We start from the raw sequence: 21414 nt of genomic DNA on the forward strand, positions 1-21414 counted from the left end.
TGCGGCGCGGGGCCAGGAATGCAGATGATACGGCCCAGCGGGCGCAGCGTCAGCGTCGCTTGCCGAAGCGGGCGCGCAGGCCGGGCAGGCTGGCGCTGAAGATCACCAGCAGTGCCAGTGCGATCTCGATCAGCGCCAGCCAGCGCGTTTCCGGGTGGCTCCAGGCGCTCATCACGCCATGGCTGAACCAGCCCAGCGCCAGCACCGAGGCCCAGAAACCGGCCTTGCGCCAGCCCAGTCGCAGCGCCACGGCCAGCAGCAGCGGCGGTGCTGTGAACACCAGCTGGGTGGCCAGCCAGTGCTTGTCATTGATGAACCAGCCGGCGAACAGCGCGGCCAGCCCCATCAGGGCCAGCAGCAGGACCGTGCGCGGCGCGGCGCTCATCGGGCCAGCCGCTGCGCGATATCGGCCACCCGCCGGCCCAGCGCGCGCGCCAGCACGGCCTCGTCGTCGGTCGGCTGCGGGTCGTCGGCGGCACCGGCTACGTGGCTGGCGCCGTAGGGCGTGCCGCCGCTGGTGGTGTGGCTCAGCGCCGGTTCGGTGAAGGGAATGCCGACGATCACGCAGCCGTGGTGCAGCAGCGGCACCTGCATCGACAGCAGGGTCGATTCCTGGCCGCCATGCATCGATGCGGTGGAGGTGAACACACCGGCCGGCTTGCCGGACAGGGTGCCGTTGACCCACTCGGCGCCCAGGCCATCGAGGAAGTGCTTGACCGGCGCGGCCATGTTGCCGAAGCGGGTCGGGCTGCCGAGCAGCAGGCCCTGGCACTCGGCCAGGTCCTGCACGCTCACATAGGGGGCGCCATCGTCGGGCACCGGCGGCTGCGCGGTCTGGGTCACCGCGGCCACCGGCGGCACCGTGCGCAGGCGCGCGCTCATGCCCGGCACTTCGCCGATGCCCCGCGCGATCTGGCGCGCCAGCCGTGCCACCGAACCGCCCCGGCTGTAGTACAGCACCAGAATCTCGCCCATCGTGCCCGCTTCTCCTCGTCGTGTGGCCCCCAGTATGGCTATCCTGCCAGCATTCCGCATCGGGTACCCTTCCACCGATGGAACCTTTGGATACGCTCAACCTGTGGATGGAGCGCGCGCGGGATCGCGCACGGGCCATCAGCTTCGGCCGCTTCCTGTGGCACCGCTTCCTCGACGACCGCCTGTTCCAGGCAGCGGCGGCGCTGGCGTACACCACGGTGTTCGCACTGGTGCCGCTGGCCATCGTGGTGTTCGGCGTGCTCTCGGCCTTCCCCGTCTTCGACCGCTGGAGCGATCAGCTCAGCGATTACGTCTTCTCCAACTTCGTGCCCAATGCCGCGCGCGCGGCCGAGGGCTACCTGCGGCAGTTCTCGGCCAGTGCCGGCCAGCTCACCGCCGCCGGCTTCATCGCGCTGGTGGTATCGCTGCTGATCACGCTCAACAGTGTGGAAGAGACCTTCAACCAGATCTGGCGGGTCGGCTCGACCCGGCCCAAGCTGACCCGTTTTCTGGTCTACTGGACCGTGCTGACCCTGGGCGCGATGCTGGCGGCCGCTTCACTGGCGGTGTCGGCGCGGGTGTTTGCGATGCCCCTGTTCGGTACCCAGGAGGGCCGCTGGCTGGCCGAGCTGGCGTTGCGGCTGGCACCGATCCTGATCGAGTTCGTGTGCATCACCCTGATGTACCGGGTGGTGCCGCACCACACGGTGAAATGGCGGCATGCGGTGCCCGGCGCGATCCTGGCCGCGGTGATCCTGGAGGTGGTGAAGTGGGGCATCGGCGCCTACCTGGGCAGTTTCCAGTCCTACCAGAAGCTCTACGGCACGGTGGCCTTCGTGCCGATCCTGCTGCTGTGGATCTACCTGTGCTGGGTGGCGGTGCTGCTGGGCGCGTCGCTGGCCTCGTCGATGGCCGCCTTCCGCTACCAGCCGGTTGAGCTGCGCCTGCCGCAGGGCTACGAGTTCTACGGTCTGCTGCGCCTGCTTGGGCGCTTCCATCATGCGCGTGCGCAGGGCCGGGGTCTGGCCGATGACGAGATCCTGCGGCTGGAGCCGATGCTGACCGACTCGTTGCTGCAGGATCTGGCCTGCAACCTGCAGGAGATCGGCCTGCTGCGCCGCGATGAGCGCGGCGAGTGGCTGCTGTCGCGCGACCTGGATCAGGTCAGCCTGGCCGATCTGTACGAATGCACCCAGCTGCGCATCCCGGTGGCCGAACAGCATCTGCCGTACCGCGACGACAGCCTGGGCCGCGCCGCGCTGGCGGCGCTGGACGAATTGCGGCTGCCCCTGCGCGAACGCCTCAAGCGCAAGGTCAGCGATATCTATCCCGATTCCGGAGACACCCCATGACCCGCAAGACCTCGTTGCCGCTGCTGCTCCCGCTGGCCCTGCTGTTGGCGCTGGCGGCCTGCAAACCGGCCCAGGAGCCGACCCCGGCCAGCAGCCAGCCACCGGCGCAGGCACCGACGCCGACCACGCCGGCACCGGTGGCAGAGACCCCGGCCGAGCGCACCACCGCCGAGTTCCCGACGCTGAAGATGAAGGCGGTGGACGGCAGCGACTACGACCTGGCCGCGCATCGTGGCAAGTGGGTGGTGGTGAATTTCTGGGCGACCTGGTGTGCGCCGTGCCGCAAGGAAATGCCGGAGCTGTCGGCGCTGCATGCGATGCGCAGCAACATCGAAGTGGTCGGGCTGGCCTATGAGGACATCGAAGCGCCGGAGATGCAGGCGTTCCTGACCAAGCATCCGGTGACCTATCCGATCGTGATCGTGGATCCCTACGATCCGCCGGCCGACTTCGCCACGCCGCGCGGTTTGCCGTTGACCCATCTCATCGATCCGCAGGGCAAGCTGGCGCACAGCTTCCTCGGCCCGGTGACCGCCGCCGACATCGAAAAGCAGATCGCCGCTGCCAAGTAGGTGGGGTATCGGCAGGGCTGCGCCCTGCACCCGCGGTAGTGCCGGCCGCTGGCCGGCAACCTCAGCAACAGCCAAAGCAACAGCCAAAGCGCGATTTCGGTGTGGTGGCGGGGCGGTGTCGGAGTGCGGGGACGCCGCAAGTACGTCCATGTAGGCTTGGCAGCCGCATCCATGCGGCTGACACCCCGCACTCCGACACCGCCCCACCTCTGACAGATTTCTGCGATCTGGTAGATCCACGCCATGCGTGGATGAATCTCCATCGAGTTCGAATACTTCGACAATTGAACAAAGAGCATCCACGCATGGCGTGGATCTACAGAAAGCAATGCCGACAGATCGCGGAGAACTGTCGAAGACGGGGTGGGTCCGGTTGCGGGGGCGTGAGCCGCATGGATGCGGCGACCGAGCTTACATGGACGTACTTGCAGCGGCCCCCGCAACCGGACCCACCCCGCCTACCCACAGGTAAGCCGCTTCTGATTCGGCTGTTGCTGTTGCCTTGGTTCGTAGCAGGTGCAGGGCCGCAGGCCCTGCCGAACAACCCCTAGTCTTCGACCGGAAAGTCCTCGATCGGTTTCAGCACGTCGTAGTGCTCACGATGCAGCTTGCCCTTCAGCTTCGGCAGCTCCGGCAACGGCGCATCCACGCGCGTATCCGGCAGCCGGTCCAGCAGGTTGCGCACCAGGGTCAGCCGGCCCAGCCGCTGGTCGTTGAAATCCACCAGCGTCCAAGGTGCTGCCTCGCGGTGGGTCGCGCGCAGCATTGCCTCGCGGGCTTCGGTATAGGCGCTGTACTTGCTGCGCGATTTCAGGTCCACCGGGGAGAGCTTCCAGCCCTTCAGCGGATCGAGGTGGCGTTCGGCAAAGCGCTTCTCCTGCTGCTCCTGGTCCACGCACAGCCAGTACTTGAACAGCAGCAGGCCGTCGTCCACCAGCAGCTGTTCGAACACCGGCGCCTGGCGCAGGAACTGCTGGTACTCGGTTTCGCTGCAGTAGCCCATCACCCGCTCGACGCCAGCGCGGTTGTACCAGCTGCGGTCCATCAGCACGATCTCGCCGGCGGCCGGAAGATGCGCGGCGTAGCGCTGGAAATACCACTGCGTGGCTTCGCGGTCGGTGGGCTTGGGCAGTGCCACCACCCGGCACTGGCGAGGGTTGAGATGCTGGCTGATGGCCTGGATCGCGCCGCCCTTGCCGGCCGTGTCGCGGCCCTCGAACAGCACCAGCAGGCGCTGCCCGCTGTGCTGCACCCAGCGCGCCATCGCGGTCAGTTCCAGCTGCAGCGGCAGCAGCAGTTCGTCGTAGTCCTTGCGCTTGAGCTTGGCCATCGTCACACCACGCGGGAAGGAAGCCCGAGCGTAGCGCAGGCGGCGCTCAGGTGATGTCGATGCCGGGTAGAGTCGACTGTCAGTCGACTATCGCGCGCAGCGCGGGGTTTTGCGTTCTGCCCCTAGGGCAGTCGACTAACAGTCGACTCTACCCAGTCGACGTCATCCAATCGACGTTACCCAGCCGACGCCTCTGTTCCCAACCAGCCGTGCTCGCGCGCCAGCTGCTGCAGCAACGCCGACAGATCGCGGGCAAACCCGCCCATGTCGAACAGCCCGCTGCGCTCGCGTGCCTGCGCCAGTTCAGCGCGCAGCGCGGCCAGCGTCGCCGGGTCGTTGCCCAGTGCACTGGCGGTGGCGATGAACGCGGCATCGTCGGCGACGTTCATCCGGGCCAGGCCGAGGTGATGGTTGAGGCTGCCGGCCACGCGCGCGGCAAAGGTCTCGCCGGGACAGGTCAGCACCGGGCAGCCGGCCCAGAGCGCGTCCGACGCGGTGGTATGCGCGTTGTACGGATGGGTGTCGAGGAACAGGTCGGCCAGCGCATAGCGGACCAGGTAATGCGGATGCGGCAGCTTGGCCATGAACACCAGGCGCGCCGGATCCAGGCCGGCGGCCTGTGCGGCCGCACGCAGCCGCGCATCGGCCTGTCCTGGGCCGGACAGCAGCCACAGTACGCTGCCGGGCACCGCCTGCAGCACCGCGAAGGCGCGGCCCATGCTGCGCGGGTTGAGCTTGTAGCTGTTGTTGAAGCAGCAGAACACCACGCCCTGCGCGGGCAGGCCGCAGTCGGCACGGCTCGGCGCTGGCTCCAGCACGCGCGTGTTGTCCGACGGCTGGAACGCGCGCGGCAGGCGCAGCACACGTTCGCTGTAGTGCGGCTCCAGTGCGGGTGGCAGGGCGAAGGCATCGCCGACCACCGCATCCATCCACGGCGCGCCCGACGTGCCCGGGTAGGCCAGCCAGTTCACCTGCAGCGGGGCCGGGCGCATCGCCAGCACCTCCGGGGTGCCGCCACCGCCCCAGCCACGCAGATCGAACAGCAGGTCGATGCCGTGCGCGCGGATGCGTGCAGCCGTGTCAGCGTGTCGCAGCCCTGTTACATCGTGCAGCTGGGTCGCCGCCTGCAGGCGCTGGCGGATGCGGCTGCCGTCATCGCGGTTCAATGCGTACAGATGCAGCTGCAACGCCGGGTCGTGGCGCAGCTGTTCGAACAGGGCCACGGTCAGCAGCCCGGTCGGATGCGCGCCGAAGCCATTGGAAAGGAAGCCGACCCGCAGCGGGCCACGCGCGCGCACCGTCACCGGCGGCAAGGGCCGCACCGCGGCGGCCACGGCCAGTGCGCGGGTACGTGCGCAGGCCAATTGCTCTGCGGCGCTGGCGTCCTCGCTGAGAAAGGCGAACGGTTCGACCACGCCCTGGCCGGATGCTGCGGCGGCACGCACCTGAGCGGCCAGCGCGTCCACATCCTGCCAGTCGCACAGGCGGCGCTGCCAGGCCAGGCGCTGGGCGGCGATGTAAGGCTCGGCCGGCATCAGCGTGTGCGCGCGCCGATAGGCCGCAGCCGCGCCTTCGGCATCGTCGGCGTCTTCCAGGGCATGGCCCAGCCACAGTGCGATGCCCGGGTGCTGCGGGGCCAGCGCCGAGGCCTGGCCAAGCAGCTTCGCCGCATCGGCATGCGCACCGGCCATCCAGGCCACACGGCCCAGCCGCGCCAGCGCTTCCGGATGGTTCGGGCGCAGTTGCAGCGCGCGTCGCGCGGCCTGTTCGCCGGCAGCGATGTCGCCGGCTTCCAGTTCCAGGTCGGCCAGCATCACCCAGGCGACGAAGTCGCCGGGCTGGCGTGCGATCGCCTGCTGCAGGTGCTGCCGCTGCTGCCAGGCCGACATCGGGTCAACCCGCCGACAGCTGGGCCAGGGCGTCGACCTGGTGCTCGTGGCTGAGCCGCTGCAGCAGCGGGTCGAGATCGCCGGCCAGAATGTTGGGCAGGTCGTACAGGGTCAGGCCTTCCACGCGATGGTCGGTGATCCGGCCCTGCGGGAAGTTGTAGGTGCGGATGCGCTGGCTGCGGTCGCCGCTGCCGACCTGCAGGCGTCGCGATTCGGCCTGCGCCGCGTCCTGGCGCTGGCGCTCGGCATCGAGCAGCTGCGCCTTCAGTCGCTTCATCGCCTTGTCGCGGTTGGCGTGCTGGCTGCGCTCGGTCTGGCACTCCACCACCACGCCGGTGGGCACGTGGGTGATGCGGATCGCCGATTCGGTCTTGTTGACGTGCTGGCCGCCGGCGCCGGACGAACGGAAGGTATCCACCTTCAGGTCGGCCGGGTTGATGACGATGTCATCGACTTCGTCGGCTTCGGGAATGATCGCCACCGTGGCGGCAGAGGTGTGGATGCGGCCCTGCGATTCGGTGGCCGGCACACGCTGCACGCGGTGCGTGCCCGATTCGAACTTCAGCCGCGAGAACGCACCACGGCCGACCACGCGCGCCACCACTTCCTTGTAGCCGCCATGCTCGCCGGGGTTGTCCGATTCGATCTCGACCTTCCAGCCCTGGCGCTCGGCATAGCGGGCGTACATGCGGAACAGGTCGCCGGCGAAGATCGCCGCTTCGTCGCCGCCGGTGCCGGCGCGCACTTCCAGGAACAGGTTGCCTTCATCGCGCGGGTCGCGCGGCACCAGCAGCAGCGCCAGTTCCTGTTCCAGCTCCTGCAGGCGAGACTGTGCGGAGGTGATTTCCTCGTCGGCCAGCTCGCGCAGATCGGGGTCGGCGCGCATGCCTTCGGCGGCGGCCAGGTCGGCCTTGGCACGGGCTTCGTCGGCGAGTGCGGTGGCGACCGGTTCAAGTTGGGCGAATTCGCGCGAAAGGTCGCGGAAACGGGTGTTGTCGGCGACCACATCGGGTTCGGCGAGCAGGCGTTCCAGTTCTTCGCGGCGCTCGGCCAGCGCTTCCAGCTTACGGCGCAGGGTCGGCGTCATCGGGTCTCACGGAGGGATGGTGGTAACCCGGCGTGGCCGGGAACAGGCGCTGCGCGGCGCGGGTCAGGTCGGCATCGCCGCTCAATGCGGCCGCACGCAACGCAGCGGTGGGCGGGTGCAGCAGGCGGTTGGTCAGGCCATGGGCCAGCAGTTCCAGCACTTCATCGGCCGGCTTGCCGTTGGCCAGCTGCTGGCGCGCGCGCTCCAGCAGCTCGGCGCGTGTGGCCTCGCCGAACGCGCGCAGCTGCCGCAGCGGAGCCTGGTGGGCGCTGGCCTGCTGGGTCTCGACGAAGCGCGACACCTGCAGGTCGATGATCGCCTCGGCTTCGGCGGCCGCCTCGCGACGGCCACGGCGGTTGTCTTCCACCGCGCGTTCAAGGTCATCGACGGTGTACAGGAAGGCATCGTTGAGCGTGCCGACCTCCGATTCGATGTCACGCGGCACGGCCAGGTCGAACAGCAGCATCGGCTTGTGCCGGCGCGCGCGCAGCGCCTTGGCCACCATCTCGCGATGGATCACCGGCTCGCGCGCGGCGGTGGCCGAGAACACCACGTCGGCCTCGGCCAGGTGGCGGTCCAGCTCGGTCAGCGGCAAGGCCACGCCACCATGTCGGCTGGCCAGCTCCTGGGCATGGGCGAGGGTACGGTTGGCGATCAGCAACCGCCGCACCTTGCCTTCGCTCAGGTGGCGCGCGGCCAGCTCGATGGTCTCGCCCGCACCGACCAGCAGCACGGTGGAGTCGTCCAGCCGGGCGAACGCGTTCTGCGCCAGGCGCACGGCCGCCGAGGCCACTGACACCGGGTTGGCGCCGACCTGGGTATCGGTGCGCGCACGCTTGGCTACAGAGAAGGTCTGCTGGAACAGGCGGTCCAACCGCTGGCCGAGCAGGCCGTGGTCGCGCGCGGTCGACCACGCATCCTTCACTTGGCCCAGGATCTGCGGCTCGCCCAGCACCATCGAGTCCAGCCCGGTGGCGACCCGGAACAGGTGGCGTACCGCCTCGGCATCGGCGTGCTGGTACAGGTAGCCCTGCAGGTCGCCGGCCTGGGTGTGCAGCCACTGGTCCAGCGCCTGTGCCGAATCGGCCACGGCGTACAGTTCGGTGCGGTTGCAGGTGGACAGCAGCACCGCCTCGGCAATCTGCGGAGTGTCGCGCAGCGAACCGAGCGCGCGCGGCAACGCCTCACCGGCGAAGGCCGCGCGCTCGCGCAGCTCCACCGGTGCGGTCTGGTGATTCAGTCCGAGCACCCACAGGGTCATTGTTCAGTTGCTTGCGATAAGCTGCTGGCCATTGGACGACATTTTAAGGCCCCGATGCCGACGATGCCCGCATTGATTCGCATCCCCAGTGTTCTGCTGCTGTCCCTGGCCTGCGGCCAGGCCCTGGCGGCGGTGCCGGCCAAGGCGCCCGTACGGGTCCCGGCCACTGAGGAACTGGCGCTGGAACCGGTGATGGCCGGTGAGTTCGCCCTGCAGGCCGGCAAGCTGGCCGAGGCCGCGCGCTGGTACCTGCAGGCGGCGCAGCAGACCGACGGCGACGCCGGCCTGGCCGAGCGTGCCACCCGTATCTCCATGCTGGCCAACGACGATGCCAGCGCCGCCAAGGGCCTGGCCCTGTGGCAGAAGCGCGCCCCCAGTTCGCTGACCATGCGCAGTGCGGCCGGTGCGCTGGCCATGCGCCAGGGTGATGTGAAGGCCGCGCGCGCCGAGCTGCAGGGGCTGCTGGCCGACCCCGACGAGCGCGGCTGGAAGTTCGCCCTGGCCGCGCTGATCGGCGGCGGTCGCGATCCGGCGGTGCCGGCGCAGGTGCTGGGCGAACTGGTCGACGCCAACGCCATTCCGCCGAAGATCGAGGCCTGGCAGGAGTTCGGCCGCCTTGCCCTGCGCATGGACAAGCCCGAACTGGCGCGGCGGATGATCGACGAAGTGGTCAAACGCTTCCCCGAAGAGCCGCGCGTGGCGCTGCTGCGGGCCAGCCAGCTGCAGCAGGCCGGGGAGACCGACAAGGCGTTGTCGCTGCTGCACGACGTCGAACCCAAGACCCGGCAGGACCCGGAGCTGCGCAACGCGGTGGCCATCGCCTACGACAGCCTTGGCCAGCCGTCCGCGGCCGAGCGCGTGCTGGCGTTCGGCCCGCAGGACGTGCAGACCTGGGGCATGCGCGCCTCGCTGCTGGCCAAGCAGGGCGACAAGGCTGCCCTGTCCAACCTGTACAACGAACTGTCGCGGCAGGCGGCCAAGCCGGATCCGGCGCAGCGCCTGCTGCTGGGCAAGATTGCCGAGTACCTCAAGCGCTATCCCGAGGCGGTGCAGTGGTACCACAGCGTGCCCGGCGGTGATGAGCTGAGCGAGGCGCGCCTGCGTGCGGCCAACGCCCAGGCCCTGGCCGGGCGCCTGCCGCTGGCGCTGGATGAAGTGCACGCGATCCAGTCCGATGCGGTCGTTGATGACGATGTGCGCCGCGACGCCTATCTGCTGGAAGCCGAACTGCGCCAACGCGGTGACGACAGCGCCGGTGAGCTGGACGCGCTGGCCCGCGGCCTGGCCGCTTTCCCGGATGACAACGGCCTGCTGTATGCGCGTGCGCTCACCTGGGAGCGCCGCGATGACATCCCGCGCGCCGAGGCCGACCTGCGCAAGATCCTGGTGACCGACCCGGAAAACGTACCGGCGCTGAATGCACTCGGTTACACCCTGGCCGACCGCACCGGGCGCCTGCAGGAGGCGCTGGAGCTGATCGACCGCGCCCGCGTGGCCGAGCCGGACAACGCCGCCATCGTCGACAGCTACGGCTGGGTGCTGTATCGCCTGGGCCGCAAGGACGAAGCGCTGGTACAGCTGCGCCGCGCCTGGACCCTGGCCAAGGACCCGGAGATCGCCGCCCATGTCGGCGAAGTGCTGTGGGTGCTGGGCAAGCATGACGAGGCCCGTCACTTCTTCGACGAAGCGGCCAAGCTCGACCCTGAAAACCGCGCGCTGCTGCGCGCCCGCGAGAAATTCAATCCATGAGTGTTTCCCTGATCCGGCCGCTGCTGTTGGCGGCCGCGACCCTGGCCGTTTCCGCATGTACCAGCGTGGGCACGCAGAAGACAGCGCCGCCGGCCGTGGTCGAAACGGTTTCGGCCGAAGCCGCGCAGGCCGAAGCGGCGCGCGTGGCGGCCCTGCATGCGCAGCCGGACTGGGCGTTCCAGGGCCGGGTCGCGGTCAGCAAGGGCAAGGATGGCGGCAGTGGCCGCATCGACTGGAAGCAGGAAGGCCGGCGCTATGTGGTCGAACTGAGCGCGCCGGTGACCCGGCAGAGCTGGAAGCTGACCGGCGATACCCATTCCGAAGCCGGCCGCCTGGAAGGGCTGGCGGGAGGCCCACGCGACGGTGAGGACGCCCAGCAGCTGCTGCTGGAAGCGACTGGCTGGGACATCCCGGTCAACCAGCTGCCGGAGTGGATCCGCGGGCTGGTGGCCGGTGACGCCGCCGGCCCCGAGACCGTCGAACGCGATGGCGAGGGCCGGCCGCGCCGCATGCAGCAGATGGGCTGGCAGGTGCAGTACCTGGACTGGTACCCGGCCGACGCCGGACGGCCGGCGCTGCCGCGCCGGATCGAGGCCAGCAATGGCGACGCCAAGGTGCGCCTGCTGGTGGACCAGTGGGGGCAGGGCGCCCCATGAGTGGGGTAGCCGACGACGCGGGCTGGTCCTGGTGGCCGGCCCCGGCCAAGCTGAACCTGTTCCTGCACATCACCGGCCGCCGTGCCGATGGCTACCACGAGCTGCAGACCGTATTCCGCCTGTTGGACTGGGGCGACCGCATCGGCCTGCGCCTGCGTGAAGACGGCCAGGTGGGCCGGCAGGGCGAGGGCTTGGCTGGCGTGGCCGAAGCTGACGATCTCGCGGTTCGTGCCGCGCGATTGCTGAAAGATGTTGCCAATGTCGCGCAAGGCGTGGACATCATCGTCGAAAAACATGTTTCTGCCGGCGGTGGCTTCGGTGGCGGCTCATCGGATGCCGCCACTGTGCTGGTCGCCCTGAACCGGCTCTGGCAGGTCGGCCTGGACGAAGATGCGCTGGCTGCGCTGGGTCTTCGGCTGGGCGCCGACGTGCCGGTGTTCGTGCGTGGCCGCAATGCCTGGGCTGAAGGGGTGGGCGAGCGGCTGCAGCCGATCACGCTGGCCCCGGCCTGGTATGTGGTGGTTGAACCGGGCGTTCATGTTCCCACGCCGGCCCTGTTCGCAGACCCGGATTTGACGCGCGACAGCCCAGTGGCGAAAATAGAGGACTTCGCTTCCGGGACCCTGGTCGGGAACGCGTTCGAACCGGTGCTGCGCCGCCGTGAGCCTGCCGTCGAGGCAGCGCTCGCCGCGTTGAGCGACATCGGTACGGCGCGGCTGACCGGTTCGGGAAGTGGTTGTTTCGTCGAGTTCGCGTCGCAGTCTGCTGCAGAGCAGGGACGATCGAAGTTGCCGAAGGAGTTGCGGGCAAGGGTGGCAGCGGGCGTTGCGCGTTCGCCACTGCTGGATGCACTCGAGCAACACTGATTTATCAATGCAGGGGCGTCGCCAAGAGGCCCAAGGCACCAGGTTTTGATCCTGGCATTCGTAGGTTCGAATCCTACCGCCCCTGCCAATAGCGGCTGTGTCCGCGCCTTCCAGCGCATCACCTGCGCGGGACGTGGAAACAACCGCGGTGTTGTCAGCAGCAAGGGTCCATCGGGTCCTTGCCGACCCCGGATCCCCGCCACTCGTCCCCGCCCGAGACAATCATGATGCAAGAGTCCCCGAACCTGCTGGTCTTTTCCGGCAACGCCAACAAACGTCTGGCGCAGAACATCTGCAAGGAACTGGGGGTTCGCCCGGGCAAGGCGCTGGTCTCGCACTTCTCCGATGGTGAAGTGCAGGTGGAGATCGAAGAGAACGTCCGCAAGCAGGACGTGTTCGTGATCCAGCCGACCTGTGCGCCGAGCGCGGAAAACCTGATGGAACTGCTGGTGCTGATCGACGCGCTCAAGCGCGCATCGGTGGCCAGCGTGACCGCCGTGGTGCCGTACTTCGGCTACTCGCGCCAGGATCGCCGCATGCGTTCCTCGCGCGTGCCGATCACCGCCAAGCTGGCGGCGAAGATGTTCAGCACCGCTGGCGCTGATCGCGTGCTGACCGTCGACCTGCACGCCGACCAGATCCAGGGCTTCTTCGATATTCCGGTGGACAACGTGTATGCGTCCCCGCTGCTGCTGGCCGACATCTGGCGCGCCTACGGCACCGAGAACCTGATCGTCGTCTCGCCGGACGTGGGTGGCGTGGTCCGCGCCCGTGCGGTGGCCAAGCGCCTGGATGACGCCGATCTGGCGATCATCGACAAGCGCCGCCCGCGCGCCAACGTCTCCACCGTGATGAACATCATCGGTGACGTCGAAGGCAAGACCTGCGTGATGGTCGATGACATCGTCGATACCGCCGGCACCCTGTGCGCCGCTGCCGCTGCCCTCAAGGCGCGCGGTGCGCTCAAGGTCGCCGCCTACTGCACCCACGCGGTGCTGTCGGGCCCGGCGGTGGACAACATCACCAATTCGCAGCTGGACGAACTGGTGGTGACCGACACCATCCCGCTGAAGGACGCCGCGCGCGTGTGCAGCAAGATCCGCCAGCTGAGCGTGGCGGAAATGCTGGCCGAAACGATGCGCCGCATCGCCTTCGGCGAGTCGGTCAGTTCGCTGTACGTCGATTGAGTTTTTCGCCCCTGCCGGCAACGGTGGGGGCACACCCCGGATGCTTCTGGTCGCGGAAGCATCTTCAACCGCCAAGCCGCGAGGCGAGGCAACAACCTGAGTAGTCGAAAATGTCGAAGACCCATGAAATCAAGGTCACCAAGCGTGAACTGCAGCGTAAGGGTGCGAGCCGCCGCCTGCGTCACGCTGGTGTGATCCCGGCCATCGTGTACGGCGGCAACGCCGAGCCGGTCGCCATCAGCCTGGACCACAACGAAATCTGGCTGGCCCAGCAGAACGAGTGGTTCTATGCCTCGATCCTGGACCTGAACCTGGACGGCCAGGTGCAGAAGGTCCTGCTGCGTGACATGCAGCGCCACCCGTACAAGCAGCTGATCATGCACCTGGACTTCCAGCGCGTGAACGAGAACGAAGCCCTGACCGCTTCGGTCCCGCTGCACTTCGTCAACGAAGACACCTCGCCGGCCGGCAAGGCTGCCGACGTCGTGGTCACCCACGAACTGAAGGAAGTGACCATCACCTGCCTGCCGAAGGACCTGCCGGAGTCGATCGAAGTCGACCTGGGCGAGCTGAAGGCCGGTGACGTGGTGTACCTGTCCAACATCAAGCTGCCGAAGGGCGTGGAAATCCCGGCGCTGGCGCTGGGCAAGGACCACGACGACGCCATCGTCACCGCCAAGGCCGGCAAGGCCGACGCGGCCGACGAAGAAGCGGCTGCCGAGTAATACCGCTACGGTGCCTGCCTCCGGGCAGGCACCGTATTGGAAGGAACCATGGCAGGACTGCGACTGATCGTCGGTCTGGGCAACCCCGGATCGGAACACGCCCGGACCCGGCACAATGCCGGGTTTCATTTCGTTGAGGCCCTGGCGGAAAAGGCCGGTGCACGATGGAATGTGGACAGCAAACTGTTCGGCGAGACCGCCAAGGTCGAGATTGCCGGGCAGACGGTGTGGCTGCTCAAGCCCGCCACCTTCATGAACCTCAGCGGCAAATCGGTCACCGCCGCACAGCGGTTCTGGAAGATCGAGCCGGAGGAAACCCTGCTGGCCCATGACGAACTGGACCTGGCGCCCGGCGTGGCGCGGCTGAAGTTCGACGGTGGCCATGGCGGCCAGAACGGCCTGCGCGACACCATCCGCCTGCTCGGCCACGGCAAGTTCCATCGCCTGCGCGTGGGCATCGGCCATCCCGGCCACAAGGACCGCGTGGTGGGGTGGGTGCTCGGCCGCCCGTCCAAGGACGATGACGTGCTGATCGCGCGCGCCATCGACGATGCGATCGACGTGATGCCGCTGGCGGTGCAGGGCGATTTCAGCGAAGCGATGAAGCGCCTGCACACCCCGAAATAAACGGTAGGTACCGACCGTTGGTCGGTACGGAGAATGATTGGAAAAGCAGCGCCCATGCCGCTGCTTTCCCAATCACTTTCACCCCAGAGAGCTGTCACCCATGGGTATCAAATGCGGCATCGTCGGCCTGCCCAACGTCGGCAAGTCGACCCTGTTCAATGCGCTGACCAAGGCGGGTATCGCCGCGGCGAATTTCCCGTTCTGCACCATCGAACCGAACGTCGGCATCGTGCCGGTGCCGGATCCGCGCCTGGGCGAACTGGCAGCGATCATCAACCCGCAGAAGGTCATCCCGACCGCGGTCGAGTTCGTCGACATCGCCGGCCTGGTGGCGGGTGCGGCCAGCGGTGAAGGCCTGGGCAACAAGTTCCTGGCGCACATCCGCGAAGTCGATGCGATTACCCACGTGGTGCGCTGCTTCGAGCATGGCGACATCGTGCACGTGGCCGGCAAGGTCGACCCGATCTCGGACATCGAAACCATCGACACCGAACTGGCGCTGGCCGACCTGGACAGCGTCGAGAAGGCGCTGAACCGTGCCGAGCGTGCGGCCAAGGGCGGTGACAAGGACGCAGCGGCGCGCAAGCCGGTGCTGGCCAAGCTGCAGGCGGCGCTGTCGGATGGCAAGGCTGGCCGTTCGGTCGGCCTGGACGATGAAGAAAAGGCGCTGGTCCGTGACCTGTTCCTGCTGACCCTGAAGCCGGTGATGTACATCGCCAACGTGCTCGAGGACGGCTTCGAGAACAACCCGCACCTGGAAGCCGTGCGCGCGCACGCCGCCGCCGAAGGCGCGCAGGTGGTGCCGGTGTCGGCCGCGATCGAAGAAGAGCTGTCCCAGCTCGACGATGAAGACCGCGATACCTTCCTGGCCGACCTGGGCCTGAGCGAGCCGGGCCTGAACCGCGTGATCAACGCGGCCTACAGCCTGCTCGGCCTGCAGACCTACTTCACCGCCGGCGTGAAGGAAGTGCGCGCGTGGACCGTGCGCAAGGGCGCCACCGCCCCGCAGGCCGCCGCGGTCATCCACACCGACTTCGAGAAGGGCTTCATCCGCGCCGAAACCATCGCGTATGACGACTTCATCAAGTACAAGGGCGAAGCTGGCGCCAAGGAAGCCGGTCGCCTGCGCCTGGAAGGCAAGGAATACCGCGTGCAGGAAGGCGACATCCTGCACTTCCGCTTCAACGTCTGATCCAGCGGTAACGGATCGACCCCGGACGCCCCGCCTCGTGCGGGGCGTTCGCGTTTCCGGGTATGGACAAAAAAGCACCACGCTGCGAAACGCTTGCGGTGTGATGTTCGCCGGCACTTGTCCACAGCAAACTCCCATCGCTTTCCACGCCGGGTGTGGAAAACCCCGTGTGCCGCTGTAGAGCCGAGCCCATGCTCGGCTGATGCCGGCCGGAGCCGAGCATGGGCTCGGCTCTACAGGGCTTGTCCGCGCAGTGTGGATAAATATTCGCCACGCTTCCAAACGCTTGCCTGGCAACACTCACAGCCACTTGTCCACACCTGGTTCCCATCGCTCTCCACGGCGCATGTGGAAAACCCGGATTCTGCATGGACAAAAAAACACCACCCTTTGAAACCATTGCAATGCGTGGCTCGCCGCGACTTGTCCACACCAAACCCCCACCGCTTTCCACGCCCGGTGTGGAAAACCCCGTGTGCCGCTGTAGAGCCGAGCCCATGCACGGCTGATGCCGGCCGGAGCCGTGCATGGGCTCGGCTCTACAGGGCTTGTCCGCGCAGCGTGGATAAATATTCGCCACGCTTCCAAACACTTGCCTGGCAACACTTACAGCCACTTGTCCACACCTAGTTCCCATGGCTCTCCACGGCCTGTGTGGAAAACCCCCGGCATGAAAAAGGGACGGAGGCCTGCGCCTCCGTCCCCGCGCCCACATCGCGATGCAGTGCGCCTTACAGCGCGCTGCCACCGAACTTGTGGGTGTACTGCAGATTGATCGTGCGGCCGACGCTGTCGAACCAGGACACGTCGTAGTACGGATAGGCCGTATAGGTCAGGTCCTTCGGCGGCATCTTGTTGAACACGTTGACCACCGACAGCGACAGGCGCGAATGGTCGTCGAAGCGGTACTGCACCGACGCGTTGTAGCGGTAGGTTGCCTTGACGTACGGGCTGTCGCCGCTGTCCCAGTCGAACACCTGGTCGTAGCTGTCCGAAGTCGGCAGCTTGCCCAGGCGCGAGCCGTAGACCGTGGCTGACCACGCGGCCTTCTCCCAGGTCACGCTCAGGCTGGTCTTGGTGCGCGGAATATCGAAGCCGCTGTTGACCGCGAACTGGTCCTCGGTCACATCGCCGGCGAAGCGCTGGAAGTCGTGCTTCTTCACCCAGGTATGGGTGCCGTTGAGGATGAAGTCACCGATACCGGTCTGCAGGCGGTAGCGCAGGCCGACGTCGATGCCGGAGGTGGACTCGCGGGCCACGTTGATCGGCTCCACGCGCACGCCGTACAGGCGGCCGTCGGCGGTACGGGTGATGCGGCCGAGCGCGTCCACGCAGGTGGGCGAGCTGATGTCTGCGCTGCCAAGGCGGCAGTTGGCTTCATTGGCCAGGATCGTGCGCACGTCCATGTCCTGCACCTGGTTGCGCATGTCGATGTCGAACCAGTCCACCGACAGGTCCAGGCCGATGGCCGGCGACCAGACGAATCCGGCACTCCATGAGGTGCTGGTTTCCGGATCAAGCTGGCGGTTGCCGGTGCGGCTGCGGACCAGATCGCGCTCGTAGTCGGCACAGTCGCTGGCCTCTTCCAGGCGGCAGGTGTACAGATCTTCAGCGCTGGTCTCGTCGTTGCCCGGGCCTGCGAACACGTAGTGCAGGTCCGGCGCCCGGAACGCGGTGCCGTACGAACCGCGCACCAGCAGGGTATCGATCGGGCGCCATTCCAGGCCGCCGCTCCAGGTCGCCTTGCCGATGGTGTGGCCGGAATAGCGGTACTGGTCGTAACGACCGGCCACGCTCAGGTTCACCGTCTCATGCAGCGGCATGCGCAGCTCGGCGGCGGTGGCCCAGCGGTTGCGCGAGCCCTTGCCGTCCGAATCCTTCCAGCTGTAGTAGTAGTACTGCGTCGCCAGCGGATCGGGATTGAGCGAGTACGCCTGCTGGCCCACTTCCACGGTCGCCGCGAAGCCGGCATCACCGCCGGGCAGGCTGAACAGTGCGCTGTTGGTCAGGGTGAAGGCGGCCGTCTCCGTGCGCGACTTTGGCGTGTAGGTGGTGCGCGCGGCGATCGAATCGTACTCGGCGCGGGTCAGCGGCCGGTACAGGCGCGACGGGTCGGCGTTGTAGATCGGGAAGCCTTCATCATCCTCGCCCAGCTGCGGGCCCAGGAACAGGTCATTGGCCTTGGCGGCGACGATCTGCGCCCAGCTGATCCGCGACTGGTACTGCGAATGGCTCAGTGCTGCTTCGTAGTCCCAGTTGCCGGCCAGATTGCCCTTGAAGCCGGTGGTCACGCTGAAGGTGCGCTGCGTGCTGCGCACCATGGCGTTGCGCAGCCCACCCATTTCCTCCGGCGAGAACTGCCGCTGCCAGAACTCGATCTCGCCGGTGGCTTCGTTGTTGAAGTAGCCCGACTCATCGCCGTTGGCGTCCATGCGGCCCCACGAGGTGACGTCGCGCATCAGCGACAGCGTGTGGTAGCCCAGCTGTACATCGGCGAACCACTGCTGGCCGTTGTCGAAGTCGTAGCTCAGCGACGCATAGCCGTTGGCGCCGCGGCGCTTGTTGAGGATGGTGCCGTAGCCGATCGATGCATCGCTGCCGCAGTAGTAGCCGTAGCGCGGCCGGTAGGCGTGGTAGGTGCTGCCCTGGTTCTGCGCGGCCAGCGCATCGCAGGTGGCGGCACCCGGGTCGAGGTAGTCATCGTTGTAGTCGGTACGCAGGTAGGCGCGACGGCCGATGCGCGAACCTTCGGTGGGACCGTCCTGGGTCGAATCCTGGATGTCGCGCTGGTAGGCCCACAACGGGGTCTGCGACTGCAGCTCGACGCTGTACACGGCGTTGAAGCCACCGTGGCTGAATCCACTGGCGATGCTCATGTCGAACGACTCGCCACCGCCTTCGGTGGTGGTGCCCATGCGCAGGTCAACTGTGGTGCCGTCGGCCTTCTTCTTCAGGATGAAGTTGACCACGCCGGCGATCGCATCCGAACCATAGATGGCCGAAGCGCTGCCGGTCAGCACTTCGATGCGCTCGATCATGCCCAGCGGGATGTTGGAGACGTCGGTGAAGTTGCTGCGGCCCTTGAACGGCATCGGGAAATCGGCGATGCGGCGGCCATTGACCAGCACCAGGGTGTGGTTCGGGCCCAGCCCGCGCAGATCGACCTGCTGTGCGCCGGGCGAGAAGTCGGCGCCACTGGACGACTGCTGGCTCTGTGTCTCACCGCCGTTCTGGGTCATCGCACGCAGCACGTCCGGCACGCTGGTGAAACCACTGGAGCGGATCTGCTCGGCATTGATCACCGTGATCGGCGCGGGGCCTTCCACCTGGGCGCGCGGAATGCGCGAGCCGGTGACCTGCACCGCGTCCAGTTGTTGAACCGAAGAGGAAGCCGGTGCCTGGGCCGCCGCGGAAGCAGCCACGCCCATCAACGCCAGCTGGATCGACCACGCCATCGCCTGTCTACGCATGAGGAATTCTCAAAAATGATGCCGGCCCGCAGAGGAGGGGCCCCTGTCCCCCATTCATGTTTCAGCAATGGGCGCGCGCATTTAACGCCTTTTTCATGCTCTTGACTACTGGGTGTCCATCTGGCAAAGAATGAAAACGCTTGCAGGTCGATTTTGTTCAGGGAGATCAAGATGCGACGCCTCCATCAGGCCTGGTTTGCCCCGATCACCTGGCTGGTGGTCCTGGTGTTGGCCTGGCCGTTGGCCACGTCCGCGCAGGACCTGCACGGTCCCGGCTTTGCCTATTACGAAGTGGGCGATCTGGACGCGCCGCGCCCCGGCCCGCGCGCCCCGGCCATGATGTTGATGGGCGGTGGGGAGTGGGTGCCCGATGCCTTCCAGTGGTGGTTGCGGCAGGCCGGCAACGGCCGCGTGCTGATCCTGCGCGCCTCCGGCAGCGATGAACTGCAGGACCGGCTGTACCACGACATCGGCGGCACCACCGCCGTGCAGACCCTGGTCTTCGACAACCGCCGTGGCGCCGACGATCCGGCCGTGCTGCGCGTGGTGGCGGCGGCCGATGCCATCTTCATCGCCGGTGGCGACCAGTCGCGCTACATCCGTTTCTGGAAGGGCACCGCGCTCAACCGTGCGCTCAATGCACACGTGCGTGCCGGCAAGCCGATTGCCGGCACCAGTGCCGGCCTGGCGATCCTGGGCGGCTATGCCTATGGCGCGCTCGATGGTGGCAGCGTCACCTCGGCCGGTGCACTGGCCGATCCCATGGGCAGCGCGGTCACCCTGGACCATGGTTTCCTGCAGATGCCCTACCTGCAGCGCGTGGTCACCGACACCCACTTCGACAAGCGTGACCGGCTCGGCCGCCTGATCGTGTTCGTGGCGCGCGCCGCGCAGGACAGCGGTGACCCCGGCATCGTCGGCATCGGCGTGGACGAAGACACCGCCCTGTGCGTGGAGCCCGATGGCCAGGCCCAGGTCTACAGCGCCGATGGCGAGGGCAAGGTCTGGGTGGTCAGCCCCGGCCGCGATGCCGACCGGCTGGTCGAGGGCGAGCCACTGCGCTTCCATGCGGTGCCGGTGACGGTGGTCGCCAGCGGCAGCCGCATGCGGCTGGACGATTTCGAGGCCGAGGCCGACTACCAGGCGGTGGCCGACATCAACGACGGCGAGATCGAAGTCATCCGCCGCTGACCCGGCGATCCTGTGGCTACGCATGGGATGCTGTAGAGCCGAGCCCACGCTCGGCTGCCTTTCAATCGAGGCATCAGCCGAGCATGGGCTCGGCTCTACGATGATGCCTCCCTTGCCCACCTGTTGGAGACGTACCCGATGAAACTGCGCCTTGCGCTGTCCACGCTGTTGTCCCTGCCGCTGCTGGCCCAGGCCGCGCCGGCGGCTTCGCCGCTGCTGGTCATCCATGGCGGTGCCGGTGTCGAGCGCAAGGATCTGTCACCGGCCGAAGAGAAGGCCGCGCGCGAGGCGCTGCGCGCCGCGCTGCTGAAGGGCCATGCCGAACTGGCCGCCGGCCGTCCGGCGCTGGCCGCAGTCACGGCGGCGATCACCGTGCTTGAGGACGATCCCACCTTCAATGCCGGCAAGGGGGCGGTGTTCACCCACGACGGCCGCAATGAGCTGGATGCTGCGGTCATGGACGGTGCCACCCAGGCCGCCGGCGCAGTGGCCGGCGTGCAGCGGGTGCGCAACCCGATCCTGCTGGCGCAGACGGTCATGCAGAAGTCCAGGCACGTGATGATGGTCGGGCAGGGTGCCGAGGCGTTCGCAGTGGAGCAGGGCACGGTGTTGGTCGATCCGTCCTACTTCCGCACCGAAAAGCGCTGGCAGCAGCTGCAGCGTGCACTGAAGGAAGAGGCCAGCGGCCAGGCGCACGCCGATCTGGAGACCGCAAGACACTTCGGTACCGTCGGAGCGGTCGCGCTGGATGCGCAGGGGCAGCTCGCCGCAGGCACTTCCACCGGCGGCATGACCAACAAGCGCTATGGACGGGTGGGTGACTCGCCGATCATCGGTGCCGGCACCTGGGCCGATGCGCGCTGCGCGGTATCAGGCACCGGCTGGGGCGAGTACTACATCCGCACGGCCGCCGCGCACGAGATCTGTGCCCGCATGCGCTACCAGGGGCAGACCCCGGAACAGGCCGGCAAGGGCGTGATCAACGAGACGATTCCGCAGATGGGCGGCGACGGCGGCGCGATCGTGCTTGCTGCAGACGGAAAAATGGCCACGCCGTTCAACACCCAGGGCATGTATCGGGGCTGGATCGGCGCCGACGGTGTCCCGCATGTCGCAATTTTCGCCAGCGAGAGCCTGCCGGTCCCCGGGCAATAACCTTGCGTATCAATGGGTTTGCGACAACGTGTGAAAAAGATGGAAAAAAGCGTTGACAGGCCTCCGTCCCATCAGCAGAATAAGCGGCTCACCACCACACACCGCAACGCTTCGGCGGCAACGGAATGGG

General features: G+C 67.4%; 18 protein-coding genes and 1 tRNA gene. 12 read left to right on the plus strand and 7 right to left on the minus strand.

Translation table 11 applies throughout. The annotated features are described in order from the left end of the window. Positions 1-49: 49 nt before the first annotated feature. A complete protein-coding gene (locus N4G47_RS02230; protein ID WP_107229938.1) occupies positions 50-385 on the minus strand; it encodes a DUF2069 domain-containing protein in 336 nt (111 codons plus the stop codon). After that, the gene (gene wrbA / locus N4G47_RS02235) at positions 382-975 is read right to left on the minus strand and encodes an NAD(P)H:quinone oxidoreductase (protein ID WP_329833165.1); all 594 of its coding nucleotides are present in this window, start codon (positions 973-975) and stop codon (positions 382-384) included. The genes N4G47_RS02230 and wrbA overlap by 4 nt, the downstream gene beginning before the upstream one ends. Positions 976-1052: 77 nt before the next feature. Between wrbA and N4G47_RS02240 the strand changes: the two genes are divergently transcribed. Further along, positions 1053-2327, plus strand: coding sequence for a YihY family inner membrane protein (locus N4G47_RS02240; protein WP_107229940.1), 1275 nt, complete (start codon positions 1053-1055; stop codon positions 2325-2327). After that, the gene (locus N4G47_RS02245; protein ID WP_475284995.1) at positions 2324-2899 is read left to right on the plus strand and encodes a TlpA family protein disulfide reductase; all 576 of its coding nucleotides are present in this window, start codon (positions 2324-2326) and stop codon (positions 2897-2899) included. The genes N4G47_RS02240 and N4G47_RS02245 overlap by 4 nt, the downstream gene beginning before the upstream one ends. A 547-nt stretch (positions 2900-3446) precedes the next feature. On the opposite strand, the gene ppk2 is transcribed toward N4G47_RS02245, so the two are convergent. The 4 genes from ppk2 to hemA all read right to left on the minus strand — a co-directional run bounded on the left by ppk2 (position 3447) and on the right by hemA (position 8466). After that, entirely contained in the window at positions 3447-4229 is a 783-nt protein-coding gene (ppk2, locus tag N4G47_RS02250; RefSeq protein WP_107229942.1) for a polyphosphate kinase 2, read from the minus strand. Between the two features lie 176 nt (positions 4230-4405). Continuing rightward, positions 4406-6118: an O-linked N-acetylglucosamine transferase, SPINDLY family protein gene (locus N4G47_RS02255; protein ID WP_475284997.1), complete on the minus strand. Its 1713-nt coding sequence runs from the start codon at positions 6116-6118 to the stop codon at positions 4406-4408. A 4-nt stretch (positions 6119-6122) separates the two neighbouring features. Beyond that, positions 6123-7205: a peptide chain release factor 1 gene (prfA, locus tag N4G47_RS02260; protein ID WP_409460940.1), complete on the minus strand. Its 1083-nt coding sequence runs from the start codon at positions 7203-7205 to the stop codon at positions 6123-6125. Next, positions 7183-8466: a glutamyl-tRNA reductase gene (hemA, locus tag N4G47_RS02265; RefSeq protein WP_475285000.1), complete on the minus strand. Its 1284-nt coding sequence runs from the start codon at positions 8464-8466 to the stop codon at positions 7183-7185. Before hemA ends, prfA begins: the two co-directional genes overlap by 23 nt. A 63-nt stretch (positions 8467-8529) precedes the next feature. On the opposite strand from hemA, the gene N4G47_RS02270 reads away from it, so the two are divergent. The 8 genes from N4G47_RS02270 (at position 8530) to ychF (ending at position 15468) form a co-directional block, all read left to right on the plus strand. Further along, the gene (locus N4G47_RS02270; RefSeq protein WP_475285001.1) at positions 8530-10215 is read left to right on the plus strand and encodes a tetratricopeptide repeat protein; all 1686 of its coding nucleotides are present in this window, start codon (positions 8530-8532) and stop codon (positions 10213-10215) included. Further along, entirely contained in the window at positions 10212-10871 is a 660-nt protein-coding gene (lolB, locus tag N4G47_RS02275; RefSeq protein ID WP_475285003.1) for a lipoprotein insertase outer membrane protein LolB, read from the plus strand. Before N4G47_RS02270 ends, lolB begins: the two co-directional genes overlap by 4 nt. Next, entirely contained in the window at positions 10868-11737 is an 870-nt protein-coding gene (ispE, locus tag N4G47_RS02280) for a 4-(cytidine 5'-diphospho)-2-C-methyl-D-erythritol kinase (RefSeq protein ID WP_475285005.1), read from the plus strand. Before lolB ends, ispE begins: the two co-directional genes overlap by 4 nt. A gap of 11 nt (positions 11738-11748) precedes the next feature. After that, positions 11749-11825, plus strand: a tRNA-Gln gene (locus tag N4G47_RS02285). A gap of 139 nt (positions 11826-11964) precedes the next feature. Further along, the gene (locus N4G47_RS02290; RefSeq protein WP_005415400.1) at positions 11965-12924 is read left to right on the plus strand and encodes a ribose-phosphate diphosphokinase; all 960 of its coding nucleotides are present in this window, start codon (positions 11965-11967) and stop codon (positions 12922-12924) included. A gap of 110 nt (positions 12925-13034) precedes the next feature. Beyond that, positions 13035-13649 carry a 50S ribosomal protein L25/general stress protein Ctc gene (locus N4G47_RS02295; protein ID WP_107229949.1) on the plus strand — a complete coding sequence of 205 codons (615 nt, stop codon included), beginning with the start codon at positions 13035-13037 and terminating at the stop codon, positions 13647-13649. A 48-nt stretch (positions 13650-13697) separates the two neighbouring features. Then, positions 13698-14276 (plus strand): aminoacyl-tRNA hydrolase, encoded by a 579-nt coding sequence (gene pth, locus N4G47_RS02300; protein WP_008268208.1) that lies wholly within the window; start codon positions 13698-13700, stop codon positions 14274-14276. Between the two features lie 100 nt (positions 14277-14376). Further along, on the plus strand, positions 14377-15468 hold the full coding sequence (gene ychF, locus N4G47_RS02305; protein WP_010481740.1) for a redox-regulated ATPase YchF: 1092 nt from the start codon (positions 14377-14379) through the stop codon (positions 15466-15468). A gap of 731 nt (positions 15469-16199) precedes the next feature. Here ychF and N4G47_RS02310 read toward each other — a convergent pair. Next, the gene (locus N4G47_RS02310; RefSeq protein ID WP_475285008.1) at positions 16200-18938 is read right to left on the minus strand and encodes a TonB-dependent receptor plug domain-containing protein; all 2739 of its coding nucleotides are present in this window, start codon (positions 18936-18938) and stop codon (positions 16200-16202) included. 171 nt (positions 18939-19109) lie between these two features. On the opposite strand from N4G47_RS02310, the gene N4G47_RS02315 reads away from it, so the two are divergent. After that, positions 19110-20129, plus strand: coding sequence for a cyanophycinase (locus N4G47_RS02315; protein WP_475285010.1), 1020 nt, complete (start codon positions 19110-19112; stop codon positions 20127-20129). Positions 20130-20267: 138 nt separating this feature from the next. After that, positions 20268-21284: an isoaspartyl peptidase/L-asparaginase family protein gene (locus N4G47_RS02320; protein WP_475285012.1), complete on the plus strand. Its 1017-nt coding sequence runs from the start codon at positions 20268-20270 to the stop codon at positions 21282-21284. Positions 21285-21414 lie beyond the last annotated feature (130 nt).

Source organism: Stenotrophomonas sp. GSD10 (assembly GCF_056172695.1).

Bases quoted from the DNA above. Each gene is read 5' to 3' on its own strand.
- N4G47_RS02230 (WP_107229938.1), bottom strand. From the start codon at position 385: ATGAGCGCCGCGCCGCGCACGGTCCTGCTGCTGGCCCTGATGGGGCTG.
- wrbA (WP_329833165.1), bottom strand. From the start codon at position 975: ATGGGCGAGATTCTGGTGCTGTACTACAGCCGGGGCGGTTCGGTGGCA.
- N4G47_RS02240 (WP_107229940.1), top strand. From the start codon at position 1,053: ATGGAACCTTTGGATACGCTCAACCTGTGGATGGAGCGCGCGCGGGAT.
- N4G47_RS02245 (WP_475284995.1), top strand. From the start codon at position 2,324: ATGACCCGCAAGACCTCGTTGCCGCTGCTGCTCCCGCTGGCCCTGCTG.
- ppk2 (WP_107229942.1), bottom strand. From the start codon at position 4,229: ATGGCCAAGCTCAAGCGCAAGGACTACGACGAACTGCTGCTGCCGCTG.
- N4G47_RS02255 (WP_475284997.1), bottom strand. From the start codon at position 6,118: ATGTCGGCCTGGCAGCAGCGGCAGCACCTGCAGCAGGCGATCGCACGC.
- prfA (WP_409460940.1), bottom strand. From the start codon at position 7,205: ATGACGCCGACCCTGCGCCGTAAGCTGGAAGCGCTGGCCGAGCGCCGC.
- hemA (WP_475285000.1), bottom strand. From the start codon at position 8,466: ATGACCCTGTGGGTGCTCGGACTGAATCACCAGACCGCACCGGTGGAG.
- N4G47_RS02270 (WP_475285001.1), top strand. From the start codon at position 8,530: ATGCCCGCATTGATTCGCATCCCCAGTGTTCTGCTGCTGTCCCTGGCC.
- lolB (WP_475285003.1), top strand. From the start codon at position 10,212: ATGAGTGTTTCCCTGATCCGGCCGCTGCTGTTGGCGGCCGCGACCCTG.
- ispE (WP_475285005.1), top strand. From the start codon at position 10,868: ATGAGTGGGGTAGCCGACGACGCGGGCTGGTCCTGGTGGCCGGCCCCG.
- N4G47_RS02290 (WP_005415400.1), top strand. From the start codon at position 11,965: ATGCAAGAGTCCCCGAACCTGCTGGTCTTTTCCGGCAACGCCAACAAA.
- N4G47_RS02295 (WP_107229949.1), top strand. From the start codon at position 13,035: ATGTCGAAGACCCATGAAATCAAGGTCACCAAGCGTGAACTGCAGCGT.
- pth (WP_008268208.1), top strand. From the start codon at position 13,698: ATGGCAGGACTGCGACTGATCGTCGGTCTGGGCAACCCCGGATCGGAA.
- ychF (WP_010481740.1), top strand. From the start codon at position 14,377: ATGGGTATCAAATGCGGCATCGTCGGCCTGCCCAACGTCGGCAAGTCG.
- N4G47_RS02310 (WP_475285008.1), bottom strand. From the start codon at position 18,938: ATGCGTAGACAGGCGATGGCGTGGTCGATCCAGCTGGCGTTGATGGGC.
- N4G47_RS02315 (WP_475285010.1), top strand. From the start codon at position 19,110: ATGCGACGCCTCCATCAGGCCTGGTTTGCCCCGATCACCTGGCTGGTG.
- N4G47_RS02320 (WP_475285012.1), top strand. From the start codon at position 20,268: ATGAAACTGCGCCTTGCGCTGTCCACGCTGTTGTCCCTGCCGCTGCTG.